This is a genomic window from Cecembia lonarensis LW9 (assembly GCF_000298295.1).
Classification (GTDB): Bacteria; Bacteroidota; Bacteroidia; order Cytophagales; family Cyclobacteriaceae; genus Cecembia; species Cecembia lonarensis.
Genome location: NZ_AMGM01000044.1, coordinates 1 through 19,184, shown reverse-complemented (window position 1 = coordinate 19,184; position 19,184 = coordinate 1). Strand labels below are relative to the sequence as shown.

The following is a 19,184-nucleotide window of genomic DNA, read 5'->3' as shown; positions in this document are numbered from 1 at the left end:
GTTCAATTGAGAAACTAGTATGGAAAATCCATTTTTAGTTGTTGGAGAGGGAGTTTCAAAATAGATATTCATTGTGGAGAAAATAAATGGATACCAATCAATGAAATCTGAATTGGCGATAATTGTTGATAATCAATTATCGAAAAATAACAAATTAGTATAAAAAGGTTCGGCACATTCAATGACTGTAATTTCCATTGTCGTATTCATTTATAATCCTGATGAATGGATTATCAAAAAAGTGCTTAAGGCATTAACAGAATTAAAGATTCCTCAAAATGGTGAAGTTGAATACCTTTTAGTAGATAATAATAGTCAAAACAATTGGAAACTTATTCTGGAAAGAGAATTTACAGATTTTCCATTTCAACTACTGGTAGAAAAGAGACAGGGCTTGACTTTTGCAAGGCAATCCGGCTTTGAAAAATCAAAAGGAGATCTTATTGTTTGTGTGGATGATGACAACGAACTAAGCAGTGATTATTTACTTTCTTTCCTAGCTTTGAGAGAACAATATCCTGAAGTTGGTGTGTGGGGACCGGGAATAATTAAAGTAGAGTTTCATAAAGATGTCCCCTCAAAGTTCAATAATTTTAAGGCCTATTATCAGGAAAAGGCTTTTGATAAAGTCCAATTCGGTACGGAAAGAATTTGGATGCCATATTATCCTCCGGGTACAGGTATGTGCCTGACCAAGGAAGTGGCGAATGCTTATTTGGGATTTGTGGAAAAGGGAAGAATGACTGCCACAGACAGGAAAGGAAGATCATTGAGTAGTGGAGGAGATAGTCAAGTTGTGTATTCTGCGATTTTATTGGGAAAGAGTGCTGGTACTTCACCCAGTTTAAAACTGAACCATTTGACCAGTAAAAATAAATCTAACCTAAATTACCTTAAAAGATTGCAATTTGGTATTTATTCATGTACACCGGTGCATGTGGAGGTTTTTCCGGAATTGAAAGAAAAAATCAAGAAACCCAAAATCTACGAATTTTTGGATCTGGTACTCAGAACCTTTATCAAAAGTAGGTTTGGAAAAAATAAATCTAAATTTCAATTGCCATTAGCCAAGAAACTCGGCATTATTCAGGGGTATTATGACACCTATCAATTATCGGTACCTTGGGTCTATCGTTTTTTTATCAATAAGTTAGGCTTGAAATGATTATTATGAAATTTATGGGTGGATTAGGCAATCAAATTTATCAATACGCTTTGGGTAGAAAATTGTCTGAATTGCATAATTCGTTTTTGGCATCTGATATCCATATTTATAAAAATGATCCCGATAGGGAGTTTGTGTTAGATAAGTTTAACATCAAAGTAAAGCACCTTCCCTGGAAAGTCATTAAGCTGTTAAATTCGGATTATGCTTTGAAATTCGATAAGGTATTTCATACAGAATTTTATCACGAACTGGTTTTGGAAAAAGCCTTGGAATCCAAAGATATTCCAAGGAAAAACAATTTATACCTGAGAGGGTCATGGGGGAATAGAAAATACTATGAGGATTATATTGATAAAATCTCGGATGAAATAACATTAAAAGAAAAGTTTAAAACAAAGGATTTTAATACAGTTAATAAGAAGGTAAAGAACAGCGATTCTGTAGGCATACATATTAGAAGGGGAGATTATGAAAAGGTAGCGCACTTTAAAAATTTTTATGGCTTATTGCCACCAAGCTACTACTCGGCAGCGGTTGATTTTATCGGTAACAGAATAGAAAAGTCTAATTTCTTTATCTTTTCTGATGACACGGATTGGGTAAAGGAAAATCTTCCATTTTTAAAGGATTCTTTTTTTGTTTCTGATATTATTGGGTCGGTTGATTATTTGGAATTTGAATTGTTGAAAAATTGCAAACATCAAATCATCGCCAACAGCACCTTCAGTTGGTGGGCGGCAAGGCTGAATAGCAATCCCGCCAAAATCGTTATTAAGCCGAAAAGATGGTTTGCAGATGACAGACAACAGGCTGTTTATGAGATAGAGGATTCTTATTATATTAAAGAAGCAATCAAATTGTAATGAAAATAATCAGAATAGTCACAGAACTGGATTTCGGTGGGGTAGAAAAGCATATGGAGTTGACAGCCGATGGTATGCTGAACTATCCTGATTTTCAAATGATTTTTTTGGCTTTGGGTAAGGGAGGGCAGACTAGTAAACTATTATCCTCAATGGGGTTTCAAGTGATAGTACTGAATGAGAATCCCCAAATCCCCAACTTTCAACTGATCCGGAAACTAGTTCGGATTTTCAAAGGAGAAAAACCGGATGTGGTGCATTGTTCCAATGGGGAAGGGAATTTCCATGGGATTTGGGCAGCTTGGTGGGCAGGTGTACCACTGAGAATAGGAGAGGAGGTGGGTTTTCCCAATCATCATTCTTACTGGAAGCATATTTTCCGATTGACATACACCAGGGCCAATAAAATCATTGCCATATCTCAAGCGGTCAAAGATGTATTGATAAATTTGGGAGAAGCCTCAGACCGGAAGGTTGATGTTATCTATTACCCCATGGGGAAACCCAAATTGGAGTTGACAGAGGAAGAAAAAGAAAAAACAGATACATTAATCAAACAATTGAAAGGTCAAGCCAACAAAGAGCAATTTGTCTTTATTACTACCTGCAGGTTAGTGGCTATCAAAAATCTTGATGGTTTGATCAATGCTTTAGCCTCCCTTCAGGGTGAAATTAAGGAAAGAGAATTGCATTTCTGGATCATTGGAGAAGGTCCTGAAAAGGATAATCTCAAAACTCTTTCTCGAAATTTGGGTATCGATTCCCAAGTACAATTTTTGGGATTCCATGCCAATGTCAATCCTTTTTTGATGGCCGCTGATGCCTTTATCCTACCTTCCTTCTCAGAGGGGTTTTCGCTTTCTTTGGCAGAAGCCATGCAATTGGGCTTGCCAAGTTTGGCGACCAAAGTAGGTGGCCCAAGCGAAATCATCAAATCCCACACAGGATTGTTGCTGGATCCAAACGATCATGATGACATGGTCGGCCAAATGAAAGCCATGGTGGAAATGGATCCTGATGAAAGAAGGCAAATGGGATTAAGAGGGCAGGAAGACGTAAGAAAGAGGTTTTCGGTTGAGATTTATGCCAAAGCTTTGACTGAGTTTTATATCAAGCAATTATCCTTGGTGAAATAAAGTGGCTTTTTTTAATTGGTAAAGCATTGAGCAAGAGGAAAAAAGTACTTTTCATAACATGGGATGGGCCAAATGTGAATTATTTAGAGACCCTTTTTTATCCCATTTTTAATCAGTTGCAAAAAGAATATGGTTATGAATTCCATATCATACAGTTTATATGGGGAGATAGGGATATCATTGATCAAAGAAGGGTGTTTTTTGATACAGCTGGAATAAAATATATACCCATAATTACCAATAGGAAATTTGCAATTATTAGTCTCCTTAAGGCGAAATTCTTTGATTCAATTTTCTTCAAAAATTACATAAAAGAAAAAAAGATAGAGGTAATTATACCAAGGGCCACTACTGCTTTGGGTATATTTGAGGGCATTATTCAAAAAACTAATGTAGATCTTGTATATGATGCGGATGGTTTCTCTCAGGATGAAAGGGTTGATTTTAGCGGATTATCAAAAAATAGTTTGCGTTACAAATTGTATAGGAGAATTGAGAAGGAAGGGTTTATTAAAGGCAAATCTATAATTTGTAGGTCTCTAAAAGCTAAAGAAATTATTATGGAAAGAGCAGGGGATGGATTTGATAAAAATAAGGTTTTTATTGTAAGAAATGGTACTTTTAAATCCACTGAAAATCAAATTAAATCATCAAAGACCGGTTGTAATCTAGTATATAGTGGATCAATTGGGCCTCAGTATAGAATGGATGAAGTAATTCAAATATTTGAATATGTAAAAGATTATATTCCTAATGCCTCATTGACACTACTAACCCCTCAAGTCGAAGTAGCCAAAGAACTTATTAAGAAAGAGTCCCCCCAATTTTTAAATGTGATCACAGTTAAGTCAGTTTTTCCGGACTTGATTCTAAGTGAATTGAAAAACTATCACATAGGGATTTCTTTAAGAAAAGCCACTTTTTCCATGCAGGCAGTAGCGCCCCTTAAAGTAGGTGAATATTTGGCAGCTGGTTTGAGTGTTATTTTTTCGCCTGGAATAGGAGATATGGATATTTTGATGAAAAATAAACCCTTTGCTTTTTGCTTTGATGGATTTAATGAATCAAAAGAAGAAGAAATACTGAATTGGGTCAATAAGCAACTGAAAGAAGATTATTCAGAAGCAATTCAAGAAATGGCTATTGAATATTTTTCATTGGAGGAAACTGCGAAGGTTTACCATCAAGCATTACAGTATGGATAAAAAAGAGATCTATTTATTTGATTTATGTGGAACGCTCTATTTTTCAAATACTACCTACGATTTTTTGCTTTGGTATTTTAAAAAGTACAATAGGATTAAGTTTTTGAAGATAAAGCTGGCTTTGTCTTTACCCTTCAAAATCATTTGGGTTACTTCTAAGCGAATTGGGTTAAAGTTTGACATAAGAAAGATTTTAATTGGAACACTAAAAGGAGAGATGGTTTCCAGCGTTTATGAGGAAGCATACCTATTTGTTGGGGAGTTTCTCAAGAATAGGGAAAACCCTCAAATTCATGAGTTATTCAATGAGGCTAAAAGAAAGGGAGCAGACATGATTCTGGTTAGCGCTTCTATTGATCCTGTTGTTAGGGCGGTTTCAAACCAATTAAGATTTAAAAATTACCTTGCTACCACTTTAGAAAAGACGGCTGAAGGGGTATTTTCAGGAAATATTACTAAAGATTTACAAGGTTATAAGTTAGAAGCTTTACAAAAAGAAGGGATTGATTTTTATCAAGAGACAACTTTGGCAACAGATAATGTAGAAGACCTCCAATTAGCAAAAGCCTGTAAGAATGTTTACATTATTACTAAAAAGAGGAAAATAGGGTTTTGGGAAAGAAAAAAAGAGGACCACTGGAAAATCACATATGTATAAATTCTTAATTCCATTCAGATACCTCCATCTTTCGAGATTGAAGAATAAATTGGAAATTTACTCCATCATTTGGATTTACCCGCTTTATCTTTTTGTATTTACATTTTTGATCTACAATAAAGAGGTATTTCCAGGATTAGTACTTTTTATATTGGTATTAATTGCCTGGATGAGTATCTATGAAATTGGTTACATGGAAAATGATGCCATTACCATTAACAAAGAAAAGGAACCCAATATCAGGATTGAAAAAGAGGATATCACATTTATTCAAGGTAATTTTAAAATGATAATTGCTTTAAGAATTCTTCTTTTGGCTATAATATGTAATCTGGTTTACTTTTTTGGTTTATTGTCACTTGAAAAGATCCTGTTGTTATGCGGCTATATAGGTTTAAGTCGCTTGTTTTTTTATTTGCATAATACAATACGGTCGAGATGGAATATTGCTACCTATTTTGTTTTATGTGTTCTTAAATATTATCTGGTAGTTTGGGTTTTTATGGATTGGGACTTTGGAATTGAACCCTATTTAATCGTATTATTTTCCTTTCCTATTTTAAGGACTATTGAGCATAGTGTAAAAAAGAAATATGAATTAGAAAGAATTCAGAATGCGGTGGGATCTTTAGATACTTTTAGAGTCATGTATTATAGTGTTTTACTACTAATCACAGTTTTTGGTTTTTTGTTTTTCGGATCGGGTATTAGGTGGGTTTACTCCATCGGATTTTTCTTTGTATTCAGGTTTGGTATTTTTGCTTTAATTAAATCTGGAATTTATTCAAGGCAAGTTGGTTAGACGGAATGGTTGATATATTCTTTTCCATATTGGTTTATATACTAAGCTTGGTAATGATTTCGGAGTTTGCCAAGAGTAGAACCAATGCCCAAGGGGTTAATTTCAGTATTTTATTGTACCATTACCATGTGCTTTTTGGTTTCTATTATGGTTGGTTTGCCCAGGGTACAGACACTACTTTTTATTGGAATCTTGGAGACAGGTTTAGACAGTTTGAATTTGAGACTTGGTTTTCAACCTATGGGACTCATAATAATTTTGTTTTCTTTCTGAATTATCCTTTTTCAAAAGTCTTGGGTTTGGATTTTTGGACAGGTACTTTCTTGTATGCAAGTGTTTCAGCTTGGGCATTTATTTTGATTTATATGGTAGGGGAGGAGTTGTTTAAAGTTGAGCCTATCAAATTGTATGGTTTTAAAATATGGCCATTGATTCTCCTTTTACCCAGTTTGCATTTTTGGTCATCAGGAATTGGTAAGGACGCCTTGGTTTTTTTGTTTATCAGTATGTTTTTTTATGGGCTTAGGGATTTAAGAAAGCATGTTTTTTTAGTTGGATTGAGCTTAATTTTATTGTATCACGTTAGGCCTCATATGGCATTTATAGTTTTTTTATCCACGGCATTTATGCTTGTATTGGATAGTAAGCTTCATTCCAGTTATAAATTGATATTTTTTAGCCTTTCTTTGGTTGGTTTCTTTTTGATTTATGGTCAAGTGTTGGAGTTTTTGAAAATTGATGAGATCAATACCGAAAATATTGAGGCAGTATTTAATAAGTCGAGTACAAATCTCAGTTATGGCAGGTCATTCGTAGATATGTCTTCTTATCCTTATCCACTAAAGGTTTTTACATTTTTATTTAGGCCACTTTTTTTTGATGCGCATAATTTTACAAGCTTTTTGAATTCCTTTGAGAATTTGATTTATCTGATTTTGGCAGGAACTGTATTGAAAAAAGTGAATCCAATCAAAGCTTATCAGAAATCACCTGTTCATCTTAAGATTCTTTTGATTACCTTTTTATTGGCTTCTATCGCTTTTGCAGGCTCCCTTAGTAATTTCGGGATTATGGTTAGGATGAAAAATATGACTTTTGTCTATTTCCTGATTTTCCTGATCTATATCTATCAGGTGCATTTGTTGGAGCGGAGGGAGTATATCATCAGGAAGATTACGGAGGCACAGAAGAGGAAGGCGGTGCTGGCGAGGAAGGTGGGGGGATAATGTAGAATGATGAGTGAGGAATTTAGGATTTCGAAAGGCTGATTTCGGGAAGTAGGAGCTTTTTAGGTTTGGGAAATTGGTTTTTTAATTCATTCTACCGAACAATTATTATAATATTAAGTCATTGTATTAACCAATTTCAAAAAGTCCGCTTGGCGGATTTTTTTGTTTTTGGGAGTATGGAATGGATCATTATATTTAATATGGGAATACAATCAAGTCCTTGAAAACCTTGATCCTGGATGCAGCGCTGAGGAAGAGGATGGGGGAGAAGGGATTGGAGCTGGTGAAGGAGAGGTTTACGGTGGAGGGGAATTTTGAGGTGATGAGGAGGGAAGTGGAGAGGGTGTTGGAAGGGGGAAGTCGAAAGTCGGATTTCGGAAGAAAATGAGGAGTTGTCGGGTTGTCATGGTTGTCTGGTTTGAGCTTTGAAGATTTGAGGAGTTCGGTTCTGAAGGAGAAGGATTTTTTTAATTACACAGAGGGCCACGGAGGATGCACAGCTTGTCCCGTGGGTAACGGGAGAGATTCACGGAGGGGAGAGGGTGAGGAGTGATGAGTGGAGGATGTAGAGTGATGAATTAAAGAATGATGGGGAAAAAGTTGTCTTTGTTGTCTGGTTGTCGTGGTTGTCGGGTTGAAGCTTTAGTAAGGATGGGAGATCGGGAAGAAAGAACCAAGAGGACTGAGCGTCAAGAAAATACCCCTTTGGATCCCCGAATCCCGATAATTATCGGGACGGGGTAGCTCAGGGCCAGGATGTAGGGCAGGATTAATAAGAGCCAAGGTAAAAGGAAAAAGGGGGGGATAATGTAGAATGAAGAGTGATGAATTAAGAATGGGTTTAAGAGCCAAGGTAAAAGGCAAAAGGAAAAAGGGTTAGAGCTTGGTGGATTTGGGAATTTGGTTCTATTGAGGAAGAGATTTTGGATTGATAAATGTAAATAGTATCTAAACAATCTGGATATAAGAAACTTACGGTTTGAACTGTGCCAGGCGTTGGCTGGAGAAAGTTGAAGGTAACAGGGTAGGGCTTTGGTGATAGAAAAAAATAGTAATGTCCCGCGAAGGTTCGCGGGACATTTTTTTTGTCCTGATTACTCTTCCTCGGGTTCGTGCGGAAGGGTAATCTGACTGATGCTGGTGATGACGGCACCTGCAGTGACCAGGTAACCGGCCACCTGTACCAAGATGGCAGGAAGTGCTACCGGGGCGGTCATCAGTGCAGCCCCAACCCCGGCTACCATCAGGCCAATGTTCCTCAGTTTTTTGAAGAATGGTGGCGTAGGGGCATTCCAGCGGTTTTTCAATTCATCGATTGTTTCCATTTGCGATCTGAATTTAATTTTTACTTTGATTGAAGAGGTTCTGCACCTCTTTTTTGAGTTGCCCTTGCTCGGCTTTCAGCCAGATGCAAAGTTCCCGCAGGTTCATCTGTTCCTTTTTCAGGTCCCGGATGTCCTGCACCAGGAGCTTGAGAAAATATGCGATCAGGGATAGGAGTAAGGAACTTACCCCTCCCAGGATCAGGCCGATAAAACCTTCTGTGATGACCATGGTTTGGGTATGGTCTGGGTTTGTAGGGACCGTATCTCGATGCTTATTTCCTCTCCCTCAGCTGTCCATGCTTCTATTTTGTCCATCAGTTTGAGAAAGGCCAGTTTGGAGAACCTGCCATTTTCCCTATAGGCAGTCACCGGGGAAATGCAGAGATTTCTGAAGTGATGTCCTTGAAACAGGGGGAAGATCCTTCCTTTGATGGCCCTGCCCGGACAGTGGAGCACGAGGTACCAACCTTTACTTTCACTGTATGCGAGTTGGAGGAGGTATTCCCCTTCCGGCAGGCAGGGAAGCTGGGCCAATTTGGCGGCAGGAGGTTCCAGGGTCCTGCAGAGGGGACGGTTGTCCCTGTACAGGATGCCCCGGGTTTCCTTTTTTCCATACCGCCTGAGCAGTAGGAGTTTCATGGCTTAGCTGTTTTCGCTTCTGAGGATGGCGGCTGCATTATTGATACCATTATTGATATTGTACTGCAGTCCGTTGACCATCTGTAAAAACTCCACCCCAACCAATAGGACCTTATGAGGTTCTGCAATATTGGTTTTGTCAATCTGCAGTTCAATGGTCGCTGCCTGAGCGAGAACTGGCAGTTCTGCGGTATTCTCCTGAACAAAGGACCTGTCCCCTGTTTCAAAGTTTACAGATGCTCCTGCGATAAAGACCCTGAAATGGGTAGCTCCTTCAGGTACCAAGAGGAAATCGGAAGGTTGGAAAGGCTGAATACTGATTCCCCACGCTGCCGGTGTGTCTGTCAGAGAGATTTCCGTTCTGAGGACAGAGGTCAGGCTTGCCTGGGCATTCATTTCCAGTCCATCGATCAGGCTCCAGTCTCCTGCAAACACCTGTCTTTCTCCCCTGACATTGACCGGGTCAGTGCGCAGGATTTCCAATAGCCTTCTGACCATTCTTTGGTGCAGCCTGGAGTCTGAGATCCTGACTGTGGCCGGTCTGATGGTGTCTTTTAGGAGTTTGACGGCAGCTGCATTGTTTCTAAACTCCGCTATGTTTTCCCTTGTACGGGCAAATCTTGGATCGGTCATGATCCTTGATCGGGGAATGCCGCCTCTTTCTCTGGCCTGATAGCCATCCCTGTTTTTGTAGAAGTTTAGTCTTCCTACATTTCCATTGAGTGTAATTATTCCTGTTTGTTTTGCCATGATTTCTATGGTTTTAAGTGAAACATGGTCAAATATGGAATGAATGAAGGATTTAGGGAAATGAGTATGCGGATGCTGCGGATGCTTCGGATTATGCGGAAAAGGAGGGTGGATGATTAGTGAGGAGTGAGGAATGAATTTCGTGGTTGTCAGGTTGTCAAGTTGTCGTGGTTGGAGCTTGGAAATGGCTAAAGGAAACAGGGACATTGGGAATTAGGGACATAGAGACTGAGAGATATAGATAGGAAGGGAAAAGTTTAAGGGTTTAAAGCTTAAAGATTAACCTTAGATTAGATGAAATTTGCCGATTATGGTAGGGTTTAAAATGTGGCGGAGCCACATTTTAAACCCTACCTTTATTTAATGATTTCCGGTGGCCGAGCGAAGCCGAGGCCGAGGAGGGTGAAGAATGTGGAATGAGGAACAGGTTTGGAGCTTGGTAAATTTGGGAGGTTATTTCTATATGGGGATCAGGACGCAGAATGCGTCCAATACCGAAGGTTATTTACCCCGGGTACAACCCGGTGGTTGAAGATGGTTTAAGAACACGGCCCGCCCAACTCCGGTAGGAGTTGAATTTAACCACCGATGGATGAGGATGGACACAGATAAAAGCTGCGCTTTTTTTTTGGTCCACGAATTACACGAATTGCACGAATATTATTGATTTTGACCTTTTAAATCTTTTTTGAGCGCTTTCTTAATCCCAAACCATCAAGGGAAAAAGAATTAGGCGCGGAGCTTACGAATTTCCGCACTTGCCTGCCTTTAGGTAGGAATGTTCTTAGATATTACTGCTTTCAAGAATAGGGCCGAGAGGCACTTGATAACATAGGAGGACGTTGCGTTAAGAAATGATCCCTTTGGTCCCGATTGCTTTCGGGATTTAGCGACGGGCCAGGTTGTGGGGCAGGAAATGTAGAATGAAAAATGAAAAATTAGGAATGAAGAGAGGAGCTTTGAGTAGACGAGATCGGTACTAAAGGGGAAGGATTTTTTTAACCACAGATCAACACTGATAAATGAGGATGAAAAGCTGCGCTTTTTTTGCCGTGTATAATGTAACTGCAACATATAATTAAACTGGCTTATGGACCCTATGCGAAACCTTTGTGTCCATTGCGGTTAAAAAAAATGAGCTGAAAGCTCAGATACCAATGGTCCCGCGGCACAGCCACGGGACAACGGGAACCGCGGGACAGCGGGTTAAAAATGAAGGCATATGCGCTTTACCTAATGATTTTTTTATATATTCAAGAAGGAGTTAGACGGCCCACTAACTCCTTGATTGAAAATCAATTTTATTAGCTTAAAGTATCAATACTCTTTAAACCTGAATGGTTAAAGAATAAGTAATTTATATAGACCGAATAATGCATTTGATAAATTATCTCAGAAAAAAATGTTGGACATAAGGTTCTTCCCAGAGGAGATTTTATTGGTAGATGATGATGGCATATTGAACTTGGTTCATAAGACCATTATCCAAAGAGCAGGTTTGCCTTCATCCTTACAATGTTTTGAAAATGGTAAGGCTGCCTTAGATTACATTCAGCATAAGCAATCTGGCTTATTTCAAAAGTCATTGATTTTTCTGGATCTGTACATGCCCCAATGTACCGGTTGGGAATTTTTGAGGGTTTTTAAGGATTTACCTCCTGAGATAAAAAGTACTTTTATGGTGGTGGTACTGAGCAGTTCGGTAAGGCCTCAGGATTGGGAATTGGTGGATTCTTTTGAGGAAGTGAAACTGTTTATTGAAAAGCCTTTGAGGAAAAAGGATTTGGAGCAGGCCATTGATCTGTTTCAAGCATTTTTTTGATAAGAAAGGGTTTGGATTTTGGTTTATATCTGATGGCTTTTAGAGTGGTGAGAACCGCCAAAATGAGACACTTGGTAAAGTACAATGAATTCTTGGAATTTAGCGAAAAGTCGGCGAATGGTCGGAGTACGGACGGAGTACGGTCGGAGGACGGTCGGGTTATGTAGGGCTGGAAATGTAGAATGAGGGATGTAGAGTGCTGAGTGAGGAAGGGTTTTAAGAGCCAAGGCAAAAGTAAAAAGGCAAAAGTAAAAAGGAAAAAGGGTTGGAGCTTGGAAGGTTTGGGGGTCTTGTTCTGAAGAAGAAATGGAATCTTTGAACCACGAATTACACTAATTGCACGAATTGGTTTGATTTAAGGTTGGTTAGGGATCTTGATGTTTTGCTGTTATCAAAGTCATCATGGGATAAAAGAATTAGGCGCGGAGCTTACGAATTTCCGCGAATGTTCTTGGATACTATTGCTTTCAAGAATAGGGCCGAGGGCCCTAGATAACATAGGATAGGGTAATCCTCAAGGAATTCACGGTTTCCTATTCGGCCCGGGGCTGAAAGCCATGGATAATTTGATTTCACCGCTACATATCCTTTGGACCGCGGGACAACGGAGGATTAGGACGCAGAAGGCGTCCAATACCGAAGGTTATTTACCCCGGGTACAACCCGGTGGCTGAAGCTAGTTTAAGTCCACGGTCCGCCCAACTCCGGTAGGAGTTGAATTAAACTAGATAAGGGGTTGAAAAGCTTCGCTTTTGGAATTTAACCACCGATGGATGAGGTGTGATAATGTAGAATGATGAATGAAAAGTGAAGAATGAGTAGCTTGGTAAGGTTGAACTTTTCATCATGAAGGTTGGCGCACATTGGGAAAAACTTTGGGTGCATTGCGGTTAAAAAAGAGCTGAAAGCTCAAGGAACAGTGGTTCGACAGGCCAACCAATCATTGTTTGGCAGGCTCACCAACCGTGGTCCCGCGGCACAGCCACGGGACAACGGGAACCGCGGGACAGCGGGTTAAAATTGAAGGCATATGCGCTTTACCTAATGATTTTTTTATATATTCACGAAGGAGTTAGACGGCCCACTAACTCCTTGTTTGAAAATCAATTTTATTAGCTTAAAGTATCAATACTCTTTAAACCTGAATGGTTAAAGAATAAGTAGTATTTATAGACCGAATAATGCATTTTATAAATTATCTGAGAAAAAGATGTTGGACATAAGGTTCTTCCCTGATGAGATTTTATTGGTAGATGATGATGGCATATTGAACTTGGTTCATAAGACCATTATCCAAAGAGCAGGTTTGCCTTCATCCTTACAATGTTTTGAAAATGGTAAGGCTGCCTTAGATTACATTCAGCATAAGCAATCTGGCTTATTTCAAAAGTCATTGATTTTTCTGGATCTGTACATGCCCCAATGTACCGGTTGGGAATTTTTGAGGGTTTTTAAGGATTTACCTCCTGAGATAAAAAGTACTTTTATGGTGGTGGTACTGAGCAGTTCGGTAAGACTTCAGGATAGGGAATTGGTGGATTCTTTTGAGGAGGTGAAACTGTTTATTGAGAAGCCTTTGAGGAAAAAGGATTTGGAGCAGGCCATTGATCTGTTTCAAGCATTTTTTTGATAAGAAAGGGTTTGGATTTTGGTTTATATCTGATGGCTTTTAGAGTGGTGAGAACCGCCAAAATGAGACGCTTGGTAAAGTACAATGAATTCTTGGAATTTAGCGAAAAGTCGGCGAATGGTCGGAGTACGGACGGAGGACGGTCGGAGGACGGTCGGGTTATGTAGGGCTGGAAATGTAGAATGAGGGATGTAGAGTGAAGAGTGCTGAGTGAAGAGTGTTGAGTGAAGAGTGAGGAGTGAGGAATGAATTTCGTGGTTGTCAGGTTGTCAAGTTGTCGTGGTTGGAGCTTGGAAGGTTTGCTGGTAATGTAGAATGAGGAGTGAATGAAAAGTAAAGAATGAGTTTAAGAGCCAAGTAAAAAGAGGACCGAACCTGTCTGTCCGCCAGGCAGGCGTTAAGAATCAGTCCAATAGGGCTGAGCGTTAAAAAATGATTCTGTGAATCATTTTAGCGAAGAGCCAGCATGAAGGGTTGGTTAGTGAGGGGCCAGGATGTAGAGCTGGAAATGTAGAATGAAGAATTAGGAATGAAGAATGGGTTGGAGCTTGGAAGGTTCGGAGGTCTTGTTCTGTATGGGGATCAGGACGCAGAAGGCGTCCAATACCGAAGGTTATTTACCCCGGGTACAACCCGGTGGTTGAAGCTGTTTTAAGAACACGGTCCGCCCAACTCCGGTAGGAGTTGAATTTAACCACCGATGGATGAGGTGTGATAATGTAGAATGATGAATGAAAAGTGAAGAATGAGTAGCTTGGTAAGGTTGAATTTTTCATCATTAAGGTTGGCTCCCATTGCGAAAACCTTTGGGTGTATTGCGGTTAAAAAATGAGCTGAAAGCTCAGATACCAGTGGTTCGACAGGCCAACCAATCATTGTTTGGCAGGCTCACCAACCCTGGTCCCGCGGCACAGCCACGGGACAACGGGGTAAATATTAAGTCCACGAATTACACTAATTGCACGAATTGGTTTGATTTAAGGTTGGTTAGTGATTTTTATGTTTTTCTGTGATCAAAGCCATCAAGGGAAAAAGAATTAGGCGCGGAGCTTACTAATTTTCACTAATTCCGAGCTGTAAATGCACTCCTTTCTTTTTCAATACAGACAGGACTATGGATAAAGAACAGCCCCAACAGGGCTGAACCCTTATTAGCCCCAGGTTCAATGCGATGGCCAATTGGGAGGGTAGGAACCTGGGGTTAAATGCGGTCACCGCGATCCCAGAGCCTGCCTGACCGGCAAAGGCAGGGCGGCACAAGCAACTCCTGAGAAGTTCGTTCGCAATATGCCGCCGAAATGAAACCGGATCGCTTTAGGATGAAGAAGGATGAATGAAAAATGAAGAACGGGAGCTTGCAAGGTTGAATTTTCATTATAAGGATTGCGATCCTTTGCGAAAACCTTTGGGTCCATTGCGGTTAAAAAATGAGCTGAAAGCTCAAATACCAATGGTCCCGCGGCACAGCCGCGGGACAACAGGGAAATCCCGTTCAGCCCAGATCCGCTGCGGTTTATAGGTAAGATTCGATTTCATCCCGGGGTATGCCGGAAAATTCGGAGAATTCCTTGACGGTAATGAATTGGTGGGATTGTTTATTGAAATAAATCCTGATTTTATGCAGTAGATCCTGGGAATACCGCTCTGATTTGTCAGTCATCCTTTGGATATCTTTTGGGTATATGACACATCGCTTCCTGTTCATGATCTGTGCTGAAAAAGTAAGTAAACATATCGGTCTTTCTTTGAACTTTTGTTCAATAAATATCGCTTTACCAGCTGTTTTCAAATCCAATCTTAGTTAATAGATGAATTTTAACCCATAAATAAATTCAGACCAAGAAGGGGTTTTAACCGTCCCAACCCTTTAGTTACTTTTTGTCTTGATACAAAAAGTAACCAAAAAGATCAAGACGACGGAATCCTATCCGCGCACAAGGCCGGAGCCGGCCCGCACCGTCGTCAGTCCGCCGCTGCTCTTCTAAGTCATTTGTAGTTTCAGTAAAATTCGTAGTCCTAGATGAATCATTTTTAAAGAATATAAAGCCACATTTAATCGAGCGATTAAATATTTCATTTTTAATTTCAATTTAATGATGCTTTACTTCTTAATAAAAATGGCATCAATTATACCAAGTATTGATGTAGAATTAAAAATCAGTATACCGGAGGGTGTCTTTGACGGACCATGCCACCGCACCAGCCACTTGGTATTTGATTTTTTTGATGGTATTTAACAGAATTTGATTTTCCGGAAAATAACTCTCCAAATACTGCCTATCTAATTTTAGGAAGTCCAGCAATGTTTGGTCATGAATGGAAAGTACCTGCTTCTTTGCCTCTTCTTCCGTATAGCCAAAATGAAGCATATAAAGCTGCACCAAGTTGTGGGGATCTTTGAGTTTCTTCTCTTTTTCAAACGAAAGCAGGTCATTGGAAATAAAGATCAGCTGGGAGGCCAATTTTACATACTCCTGTAAGCTAGGCCATACTTTGTAAATATGCGGGTGGCTATCTTCCATGGTAAAAGGGATCAATTGGAGGGAAAGATGGCCTCCTGAAAACAATGGTCTTTGTAATAAGTACTGGTCCATATCCGGAACTTTCATCAGGTCCACATTGGTGGCTTCCCAGATACATGATTTGAAGTAGGTCGCCCATCCTGCTTTAATATGGCTGAGGCTTTGGTCTGATGCATGGATTTTCAAATTGTTTAAGAGATACTTGATGGATTTTTTAAAAGTATCAGGGATATCCACTTCAGTACTCGAGGGCAGATTTAAAGTCAAGCTTAGCAGGTAATTGAGGGCTCCCATCCAAAATTCCGCCTTTTTGCCAATGGGGAGTTTATCGGTGTAATCATCCATTAAGAAGAAGAGCACATATAATTTGGAAATCCAATTGACTGCTTCAAAGCTGGCTTCGGGGAAAAGTCTGCATGCCAGGGCGTGAAGTTGCATTTTTTGGAATTTGGCCTTGTCCCTGTTATGTGTGAGTAATTTCATCTTTCCCAACCAATCCCAATTGAGGTTGGAAACAAATTCATGGTCAGGATGTATTTCGGAGGCGAAGGGGTAATTAAAGATTTGCCGATTTCTTGTTTTGATGACCAAGCTTTTTTTGTTCAGGAATATTTTTTTGTTGAAACGGTCAATGGTTCTCGGGTTTACCCCGGTGATGTCGCCAATATGTTTCCGTGACAGGACGCTTAGGTTTTCTCCCAGTTTTTCTCTGAGTAGGGGAATGGCATCTTTGTAGTGCATTTGGGAGATTTTCAACCAATGATCATCGTCCTCCTTTGACTTTTTCTTAAGGACCTTAGAGAGTTCTGAAAGTTCCGGGAGCTTATCCAGTATAAGCTGTTCCTTGTCTTTTGATACTGCGAAAGTTATTGTTTCACATATGGCCATCATCTTATATTTGCTGGCTTTGTTTTGGTAGAAAGCTTCTGCGTCAAAGGCTATCTGTCCTTTGAAGAATGGTCTGATGATTTTATCTTCTTCAAAAAGGGCCAAGGATCCTTCAATGACAAAGTGGGCTTCATTTTCGGGTAAGTCTTTTTCTCTAATGACCTCATTTTTTTTAAAAATGTGCACAGAGGCCAATTGGTTTAATTTCTGATAAATCTCCATCGGAAGGTGTTGTATGTTATCCAGAATTTCTTTCAATTCAGACAACAGCTCATTGCTTTTTTTCATAGTCTTTCACATTTAGCAAACGGTTAAACAATCTATTAAAGCTTGTCAAAGGGTTATGAAATAAGCCTTTGACCACTTTTTAGAAATTCCCTAAATGTGTCAGTTCAATAAGGTGAAAAAGAAACTAATTGATTAAATCTATAAAATTAAAAATAAATAAGTCAATAGTTTTTGGTGAAAAAGTCTAGAAAATGGTGAAAAAAGCGACAGGTTTTGTTGAGAAATGCTTAAAAAATAGAAGGCAAGGGGGGGTGAGTGATGAGTGATGAGTGATTAGTGATGAGTTTGAAATGTAGAATGAGGAATGATTTAAGAGCCAAGAGGACTGAGCGTCAAGAAAATGTCCTTTTGGACCCCCGAATCCCGATAATTATCGGGACGGGGTAGCTCAGAGCCAGGATGCAGGGTGGGAAAATAAGAGCCAAGTAAAAAGGAAAAGGGAAAAGGTTTGTGTTTGGAACTTGGATGGTTCGGAGGTCTTGTTCTGTATGGGGATCAGGACGCAGAAGGCGTCCAATACCGAAGGTTATTTACCCCGGGTACAACCCGGTGGCTGAAGCCGGTTTTATGTCCCCTGTCCGCCCAACTCCGGTAGGAGTTGAATTTAACCACCGATGGATGAGGTGTGATAATGTAGAATGATGAATGAAAAGTGAAGAATGAGTAGCTTGGTAAGGTTGAACTTTTCATCATGAAGGTTGGCGCACATTGCGAAAAACTTTGGGTGCATTGCGGTTAAAAAAGAGCTGAAAGCTCAGATACCAGTGGTTCGACAAGCTCACCAACCGTGATCCCACGGTGCAACCGCGGGACAACGGAAAACGGTAAAAAAAGCGACAGGTTTTGTTGAGAAATGCTTAAAAAATAGAAGGCAAGTGATTTTTTTTACTGATTATCCGGGTGAGTGATTCCCTGCTCATGCCCAAAAATTTTGCAGCAAAATCATACTTGGTTTGTAGGAGGATATGGGGGAGGTGGTTTTCCATGTAATCCACTTTATCTGTGTTTTTTAATGCGTGGAGATTGGCCAAGTGTTCGATCCTGTCAAGTTCTATTTGATGTAGGTGGTTGATGAGTTTACCCCATTGTTTTGGGAAATTGAGCATATTGGACTGGAGGGCCTGAAAGGGAATGGCAAGGATCTCCAACTGACTTAGCGCTTGCCATTCGAGGGCCTGAAGTCTGTGTTCGGGGTCTATTTGAAAATCATAAAAGAGACTATCCGGCCCGATCAACCTTAGCCAGGATTGAAAATGATTGGATTTGGAATAGGCAATCACCTGTCCTTTATTGATAAAGTAGATCATTTCTTTATTGCCTGGTATCCTGATGGTTTCGCCATTTTTGAAATTGAAAGGCAAAGCATATTCCAACATGGAACGGCATAAGGGGTCCAAGGGCAGTTTGTGATGGAGCATATACATTCTTAGCTGAAGCCTTCTTTTGTACAGTACCATGGAGAAACGATTTTGCCATAATTTAAACAAGAAGTTGCGAGTAGGCAGGTTCCATTTGGGACTTTTTGGAATTTGGCTTAAAAAAAGCGACAGATTTGGTTTTTTAAGCACTATTTTTTTTAGAAAAGGGGGGTAAAAATCACAAATTTCCTTTAGGTGACTTTTGCCACATGTGTTTTGGGGCTTCGATATACAAGTTCCTAATTTAGTTCTACTTAAAGGCTAAATTTTATGGGACAATCCATCAGTAATGTGAAAAATAAACCGTATGCCACTACTTGGAAACTTGAGGTAGTTTGCCTGTTTCTGGCGGCGATGTTTGCCTATACAGGACTTAGCAAATGGTTGGACTGGCATGGGACTAAGGCTGCTTTGTACAATCAGGTATTTCCTGTATGGATGGCGGAGGTGATTTTATATGGGCTTCCTCCATTGGAGGTTATGGTGGCGATGATGCTCTTGGTGTCCAGGTGGAGGTCTTGGGGACTGTGGTTGTCGGTGATCTTGATGGCTTTATTTACTGCCTACATCGCTTTGGTACTTACTAGGGTATTTGGCAGGGTTCCCTGTAGCTGTGGAGGGGTGTTGGACAGTTTAGGCTGGTGGGAGCATCTGGGGTTTAATGTGGTGGTTTTGGGGATGGGGGTTTGGGGAGTGAGGGTTGAGAATGTAGGACAGGAAAATAAGAGCCAAGTAAAAAGAGGACCGAACGTTAAGAATCAGTCCAGTGGACTGATTTAGTGAGGGGCCAGGTTGTAGGGCTGGAAATGTAGAATGAAGAATTAGGAATGAAGAATGGGTT

18 protein-coding genes are annotated in these 19,184 nt (G+C 39.9%); 11 read left to right on the top strand and 7 right to left on the bottom strand.

Annotated elements, in window-relative coordinates; all coding sequences use genetic code 11:
* The first annotated feature begins 181 nt into the window (after window positions 1-181).
* The 8 genes from B879_RS13230 (at window position 182) to B879_RS22645 (ending at window position 7,449) form a co-directional block, all read left to right on the top strand.
* The gene (locus B879_RS13230; RefSeq protein ID WP_009185693.1) at window positions 182-1,165 is read left to right on the top strand and encodes a glycosyltransferase family A protein; all 984 of its coding nucleotides are present in this window, start codon (window positions 182-184) and stop codon (window positions 1,163-1,165) included.
* Window positions 1,162-2,031 (top strand): alpha-1,2-fucosyltransferase, encoded by an 870-nt coding sequence (locus B879_RS21835; RefSeq protein WP_009185692.1) that lies wholly within the window; start codon window positions 1,162-1,164, stop codon window positions 2,029-2,031. Before B879_RS13230 ends, B879_RS21835 begins: the two co-directional genes overlap by 4 nt.
* Window positions 2,031-3,167, top strand: coding sequence for a glycosyltransferase (locus B879_RS13220; RefSeq protein WP_009185691.1), 1,137 nt, complete (start codon window positions 2,031-2,033; stop codon window positions 3,165-3,167). Before B879_RS21835 ends, B879_RS13220 begins: the two co-directional genes overlap by 1 nt.
* A gap of 116 nt (window positions 3,168-3,283) precedes the next feature.
* On the top strand, window positions 3,284-4,372 hold the full coding sequence (locus B879_RS13215; protein ID WP_157231622.1) for a glycosyltransferase family protein: 1,089 nt from the start codon (window positions 3,284-3,286) through the stop codon (window positions 4,370-4,372).
* Window positions 4,365-5,030 carry an HAD-IB family phosphatase gene (locus tag B879_RS13210; RefSeq protein WP_040400653.1) on the top strand — a complete coding sequence of 222 codons (666 nt, stop codon included), beginning with the start codon at window positions 4,365-4,367 and terminating at the stop codon, window positions 5,028-5,030. Before B879_RS13215 ends, B879_RS13210 begins: the two co-directional genes overlap by 8 nt.
* Window positions 5,031-5,199: 169 nt before the next feature.
* Window positions 5,200-5,832 carry a wbuO protein gene (locus tag B879_RS13205; RefSeq protein ID WP_157231621.1) on the top strand — a complete coding sequence of 211 codons (633 nt, stop codon included), beginning with the start codon at window positions 5,200-5,202 and terminating at the stop codon, window positions 5,830-5,832.
* Between the two features lie 5 nt (window positions 5,833-5,837).
* The gene (locus tag B879_RS13200) at window positions 5,838-7,058 is read left to right on the top strand and encodes a hypothetical protein (RefSeq protein WP_157231620.1); all 1,221 of its coding nucleotides are present in this window, start codon (window positions 5,838-5,840) and stop codon (window positions 7,056-7,058) included.
* Window positions 7,059-7,281: 223 nt separating this feature from the next.
* Entirely contained in the window at window positions 7,282-7,449 is a 168-nt protein-coding gene (locus B879_RS22645; protein ID WP_157231619.1) for a hypothetical protein, read from the top strand.
* A 706-nt stretch (window positions 7,450-8,155) separates the two neighbouring features.
* Here B879_RS22645 and B879_RS13195 read toward each other — a convergent pair.
* The 4 genes from B879_RS13195 to B879_RS13180 are packed head-to-tail and all read right to left on the bottom strand — an operon-like array spanning window position 8,156 to window position 9,775.
* Window positions 8,156-8,386: a hypothetical protein gene (locus tag B879_RS13195; protein ID WP_009185686.1), complete on the bottom strand. Its 231-nt coding sequence runs from the start codon at window positions 8,384-8,386 to the stop codon at window positions 8,156-8,158.
* Window positions 8,387-8,399: 13 nt separating this feature from the next.
* Window positions 8,400-8,615 (bottom strand): hypothetical protein, encoded by a 216-nt coding sequence (locus tag B879_RS13190; protein WP_009185685.1) that lies wholly within the window; start codon window positions 8,613-8,615, stop codon window positions 8,400-8,402.
* A complete protein-coding gene (locus tag B879_RS22150) occupies window positions 8,585-9,025 on the bottom strand; it encodes a DUF5675 family protein (RefSeq protein ID WP_009185684.1) in 441 nt (146 codons plus the stop codon). Before B879_RS22150 ends, B879_RS13190 begins: the two co-directional genes overlap by 31 nt.
* A gap of 3 nt (window positions 9,026-9,028) precedes the next feature.
* On the bottom strand, window positions 9,029-9,775 hold the full coding sequence (locus tag B879_RS13180) for a hypothetical protein (protein WP_009185683.1): 747 nt from the start codon (window positions 9,773-9,775) through the stop codon (window positions 9,029-9,031).
* A gap of 1,402 nt (window positions 9,776-11,177) precedes the next feature.
* On the opposite strand from B879_RS13180, the gene B879_RS13175 reads away from it, so the two are divergent.
* Together B879_RS13175 and B879_RS13170 are read left to right on the top strand one after the other, a co-directional pair.
* Complete coding sequence (locus B879_RS13175; RefSeq protein WP_009185682.1) at window positions 11,178-11,597, top strand: response regulator; 420 nt, start codon at window positions 11,178-11,180, stop codon at window positions 11,595-11,597.
* 1,210 nt (window positions 11,598-12,807) lie between these two features.
* The gene (locus B879_RS13170) at window positions 12,808-13,227 is read left to right on the top strand and encodes a response regulator (RefSeq protein WP_009185681.1); all 420 of its coding nucleotides are present in this window, start codon (window positions 12,808-12,810) and stop codon (window positions 13,225-13,227) included.
* 1,513 nt (window positions 13,228-14,740) lie between these two features.
* Here B879_RS13170 and B879_RS13150 read toward each other — a convergent pair.
* From B879_RS13150 to B879_RS13140, 3 genes are all read right to left on the bottom strand, one after another.
* Window positions 14,741-15,016, bottom strand: a complete 276-nt coding sequence (locus tag B879_RS13150; RefSeq protein ID WP_009185680.1) for a hypothetical protein — start codon at window positions 15,014-15,016, stop codon at window positions 14,741-14,743.
* A 361-nt stretch (window positions 15,017-15,377) separates the two neighbouring features.
* Window positions 15,378-16,925 carry a terpene synthase family protein gene (locus B879_RS13145; protein ID WP_009185679.1) on the bottom strand — a complete coding sequence of 516 codons (1,548 nt, stop codon included), beginning with the start codon at window positions 16,923-16,925 and terminating at the stop codon, window positions 15,378-15,380.
* An 857-nt stretch (window positions 16,926-17,782) separates the two neighbouring features.
* Window positions 17,783-18,382: a cyclic nucleotide-binding domain-containing protein gene (locus B879_RS13140; protein ID WP_157231618.1), complete on the bottom strand. Its 600-nt coding sequence runs from the start codon at window positions 18,380-18,382 to the stop codon at window positions 17,783-17,785.
* Window positions 18,383-18,613: 231 nt separating this feature from the next.
* Here B879_RS13140 and B879_RS13135 point away from each other — a divergent pair, with 231 nt between their 5' ends.
* Window positions 18,614-19,123 carry a MauE/DoxX family redox-associated membrane protein gene (locus tag B879_RS13135; protein WP_009185677.1) on the top strand — a complete coding sequence of 170 codons (510 nt, stop codon included), beginning with the start codon at window positions 18,614-18,616 and terminating at the stop codon, window positions 19,121-19,123.
* Window positions 19,124-19,184: the final 61 nt, after the last annotated feature.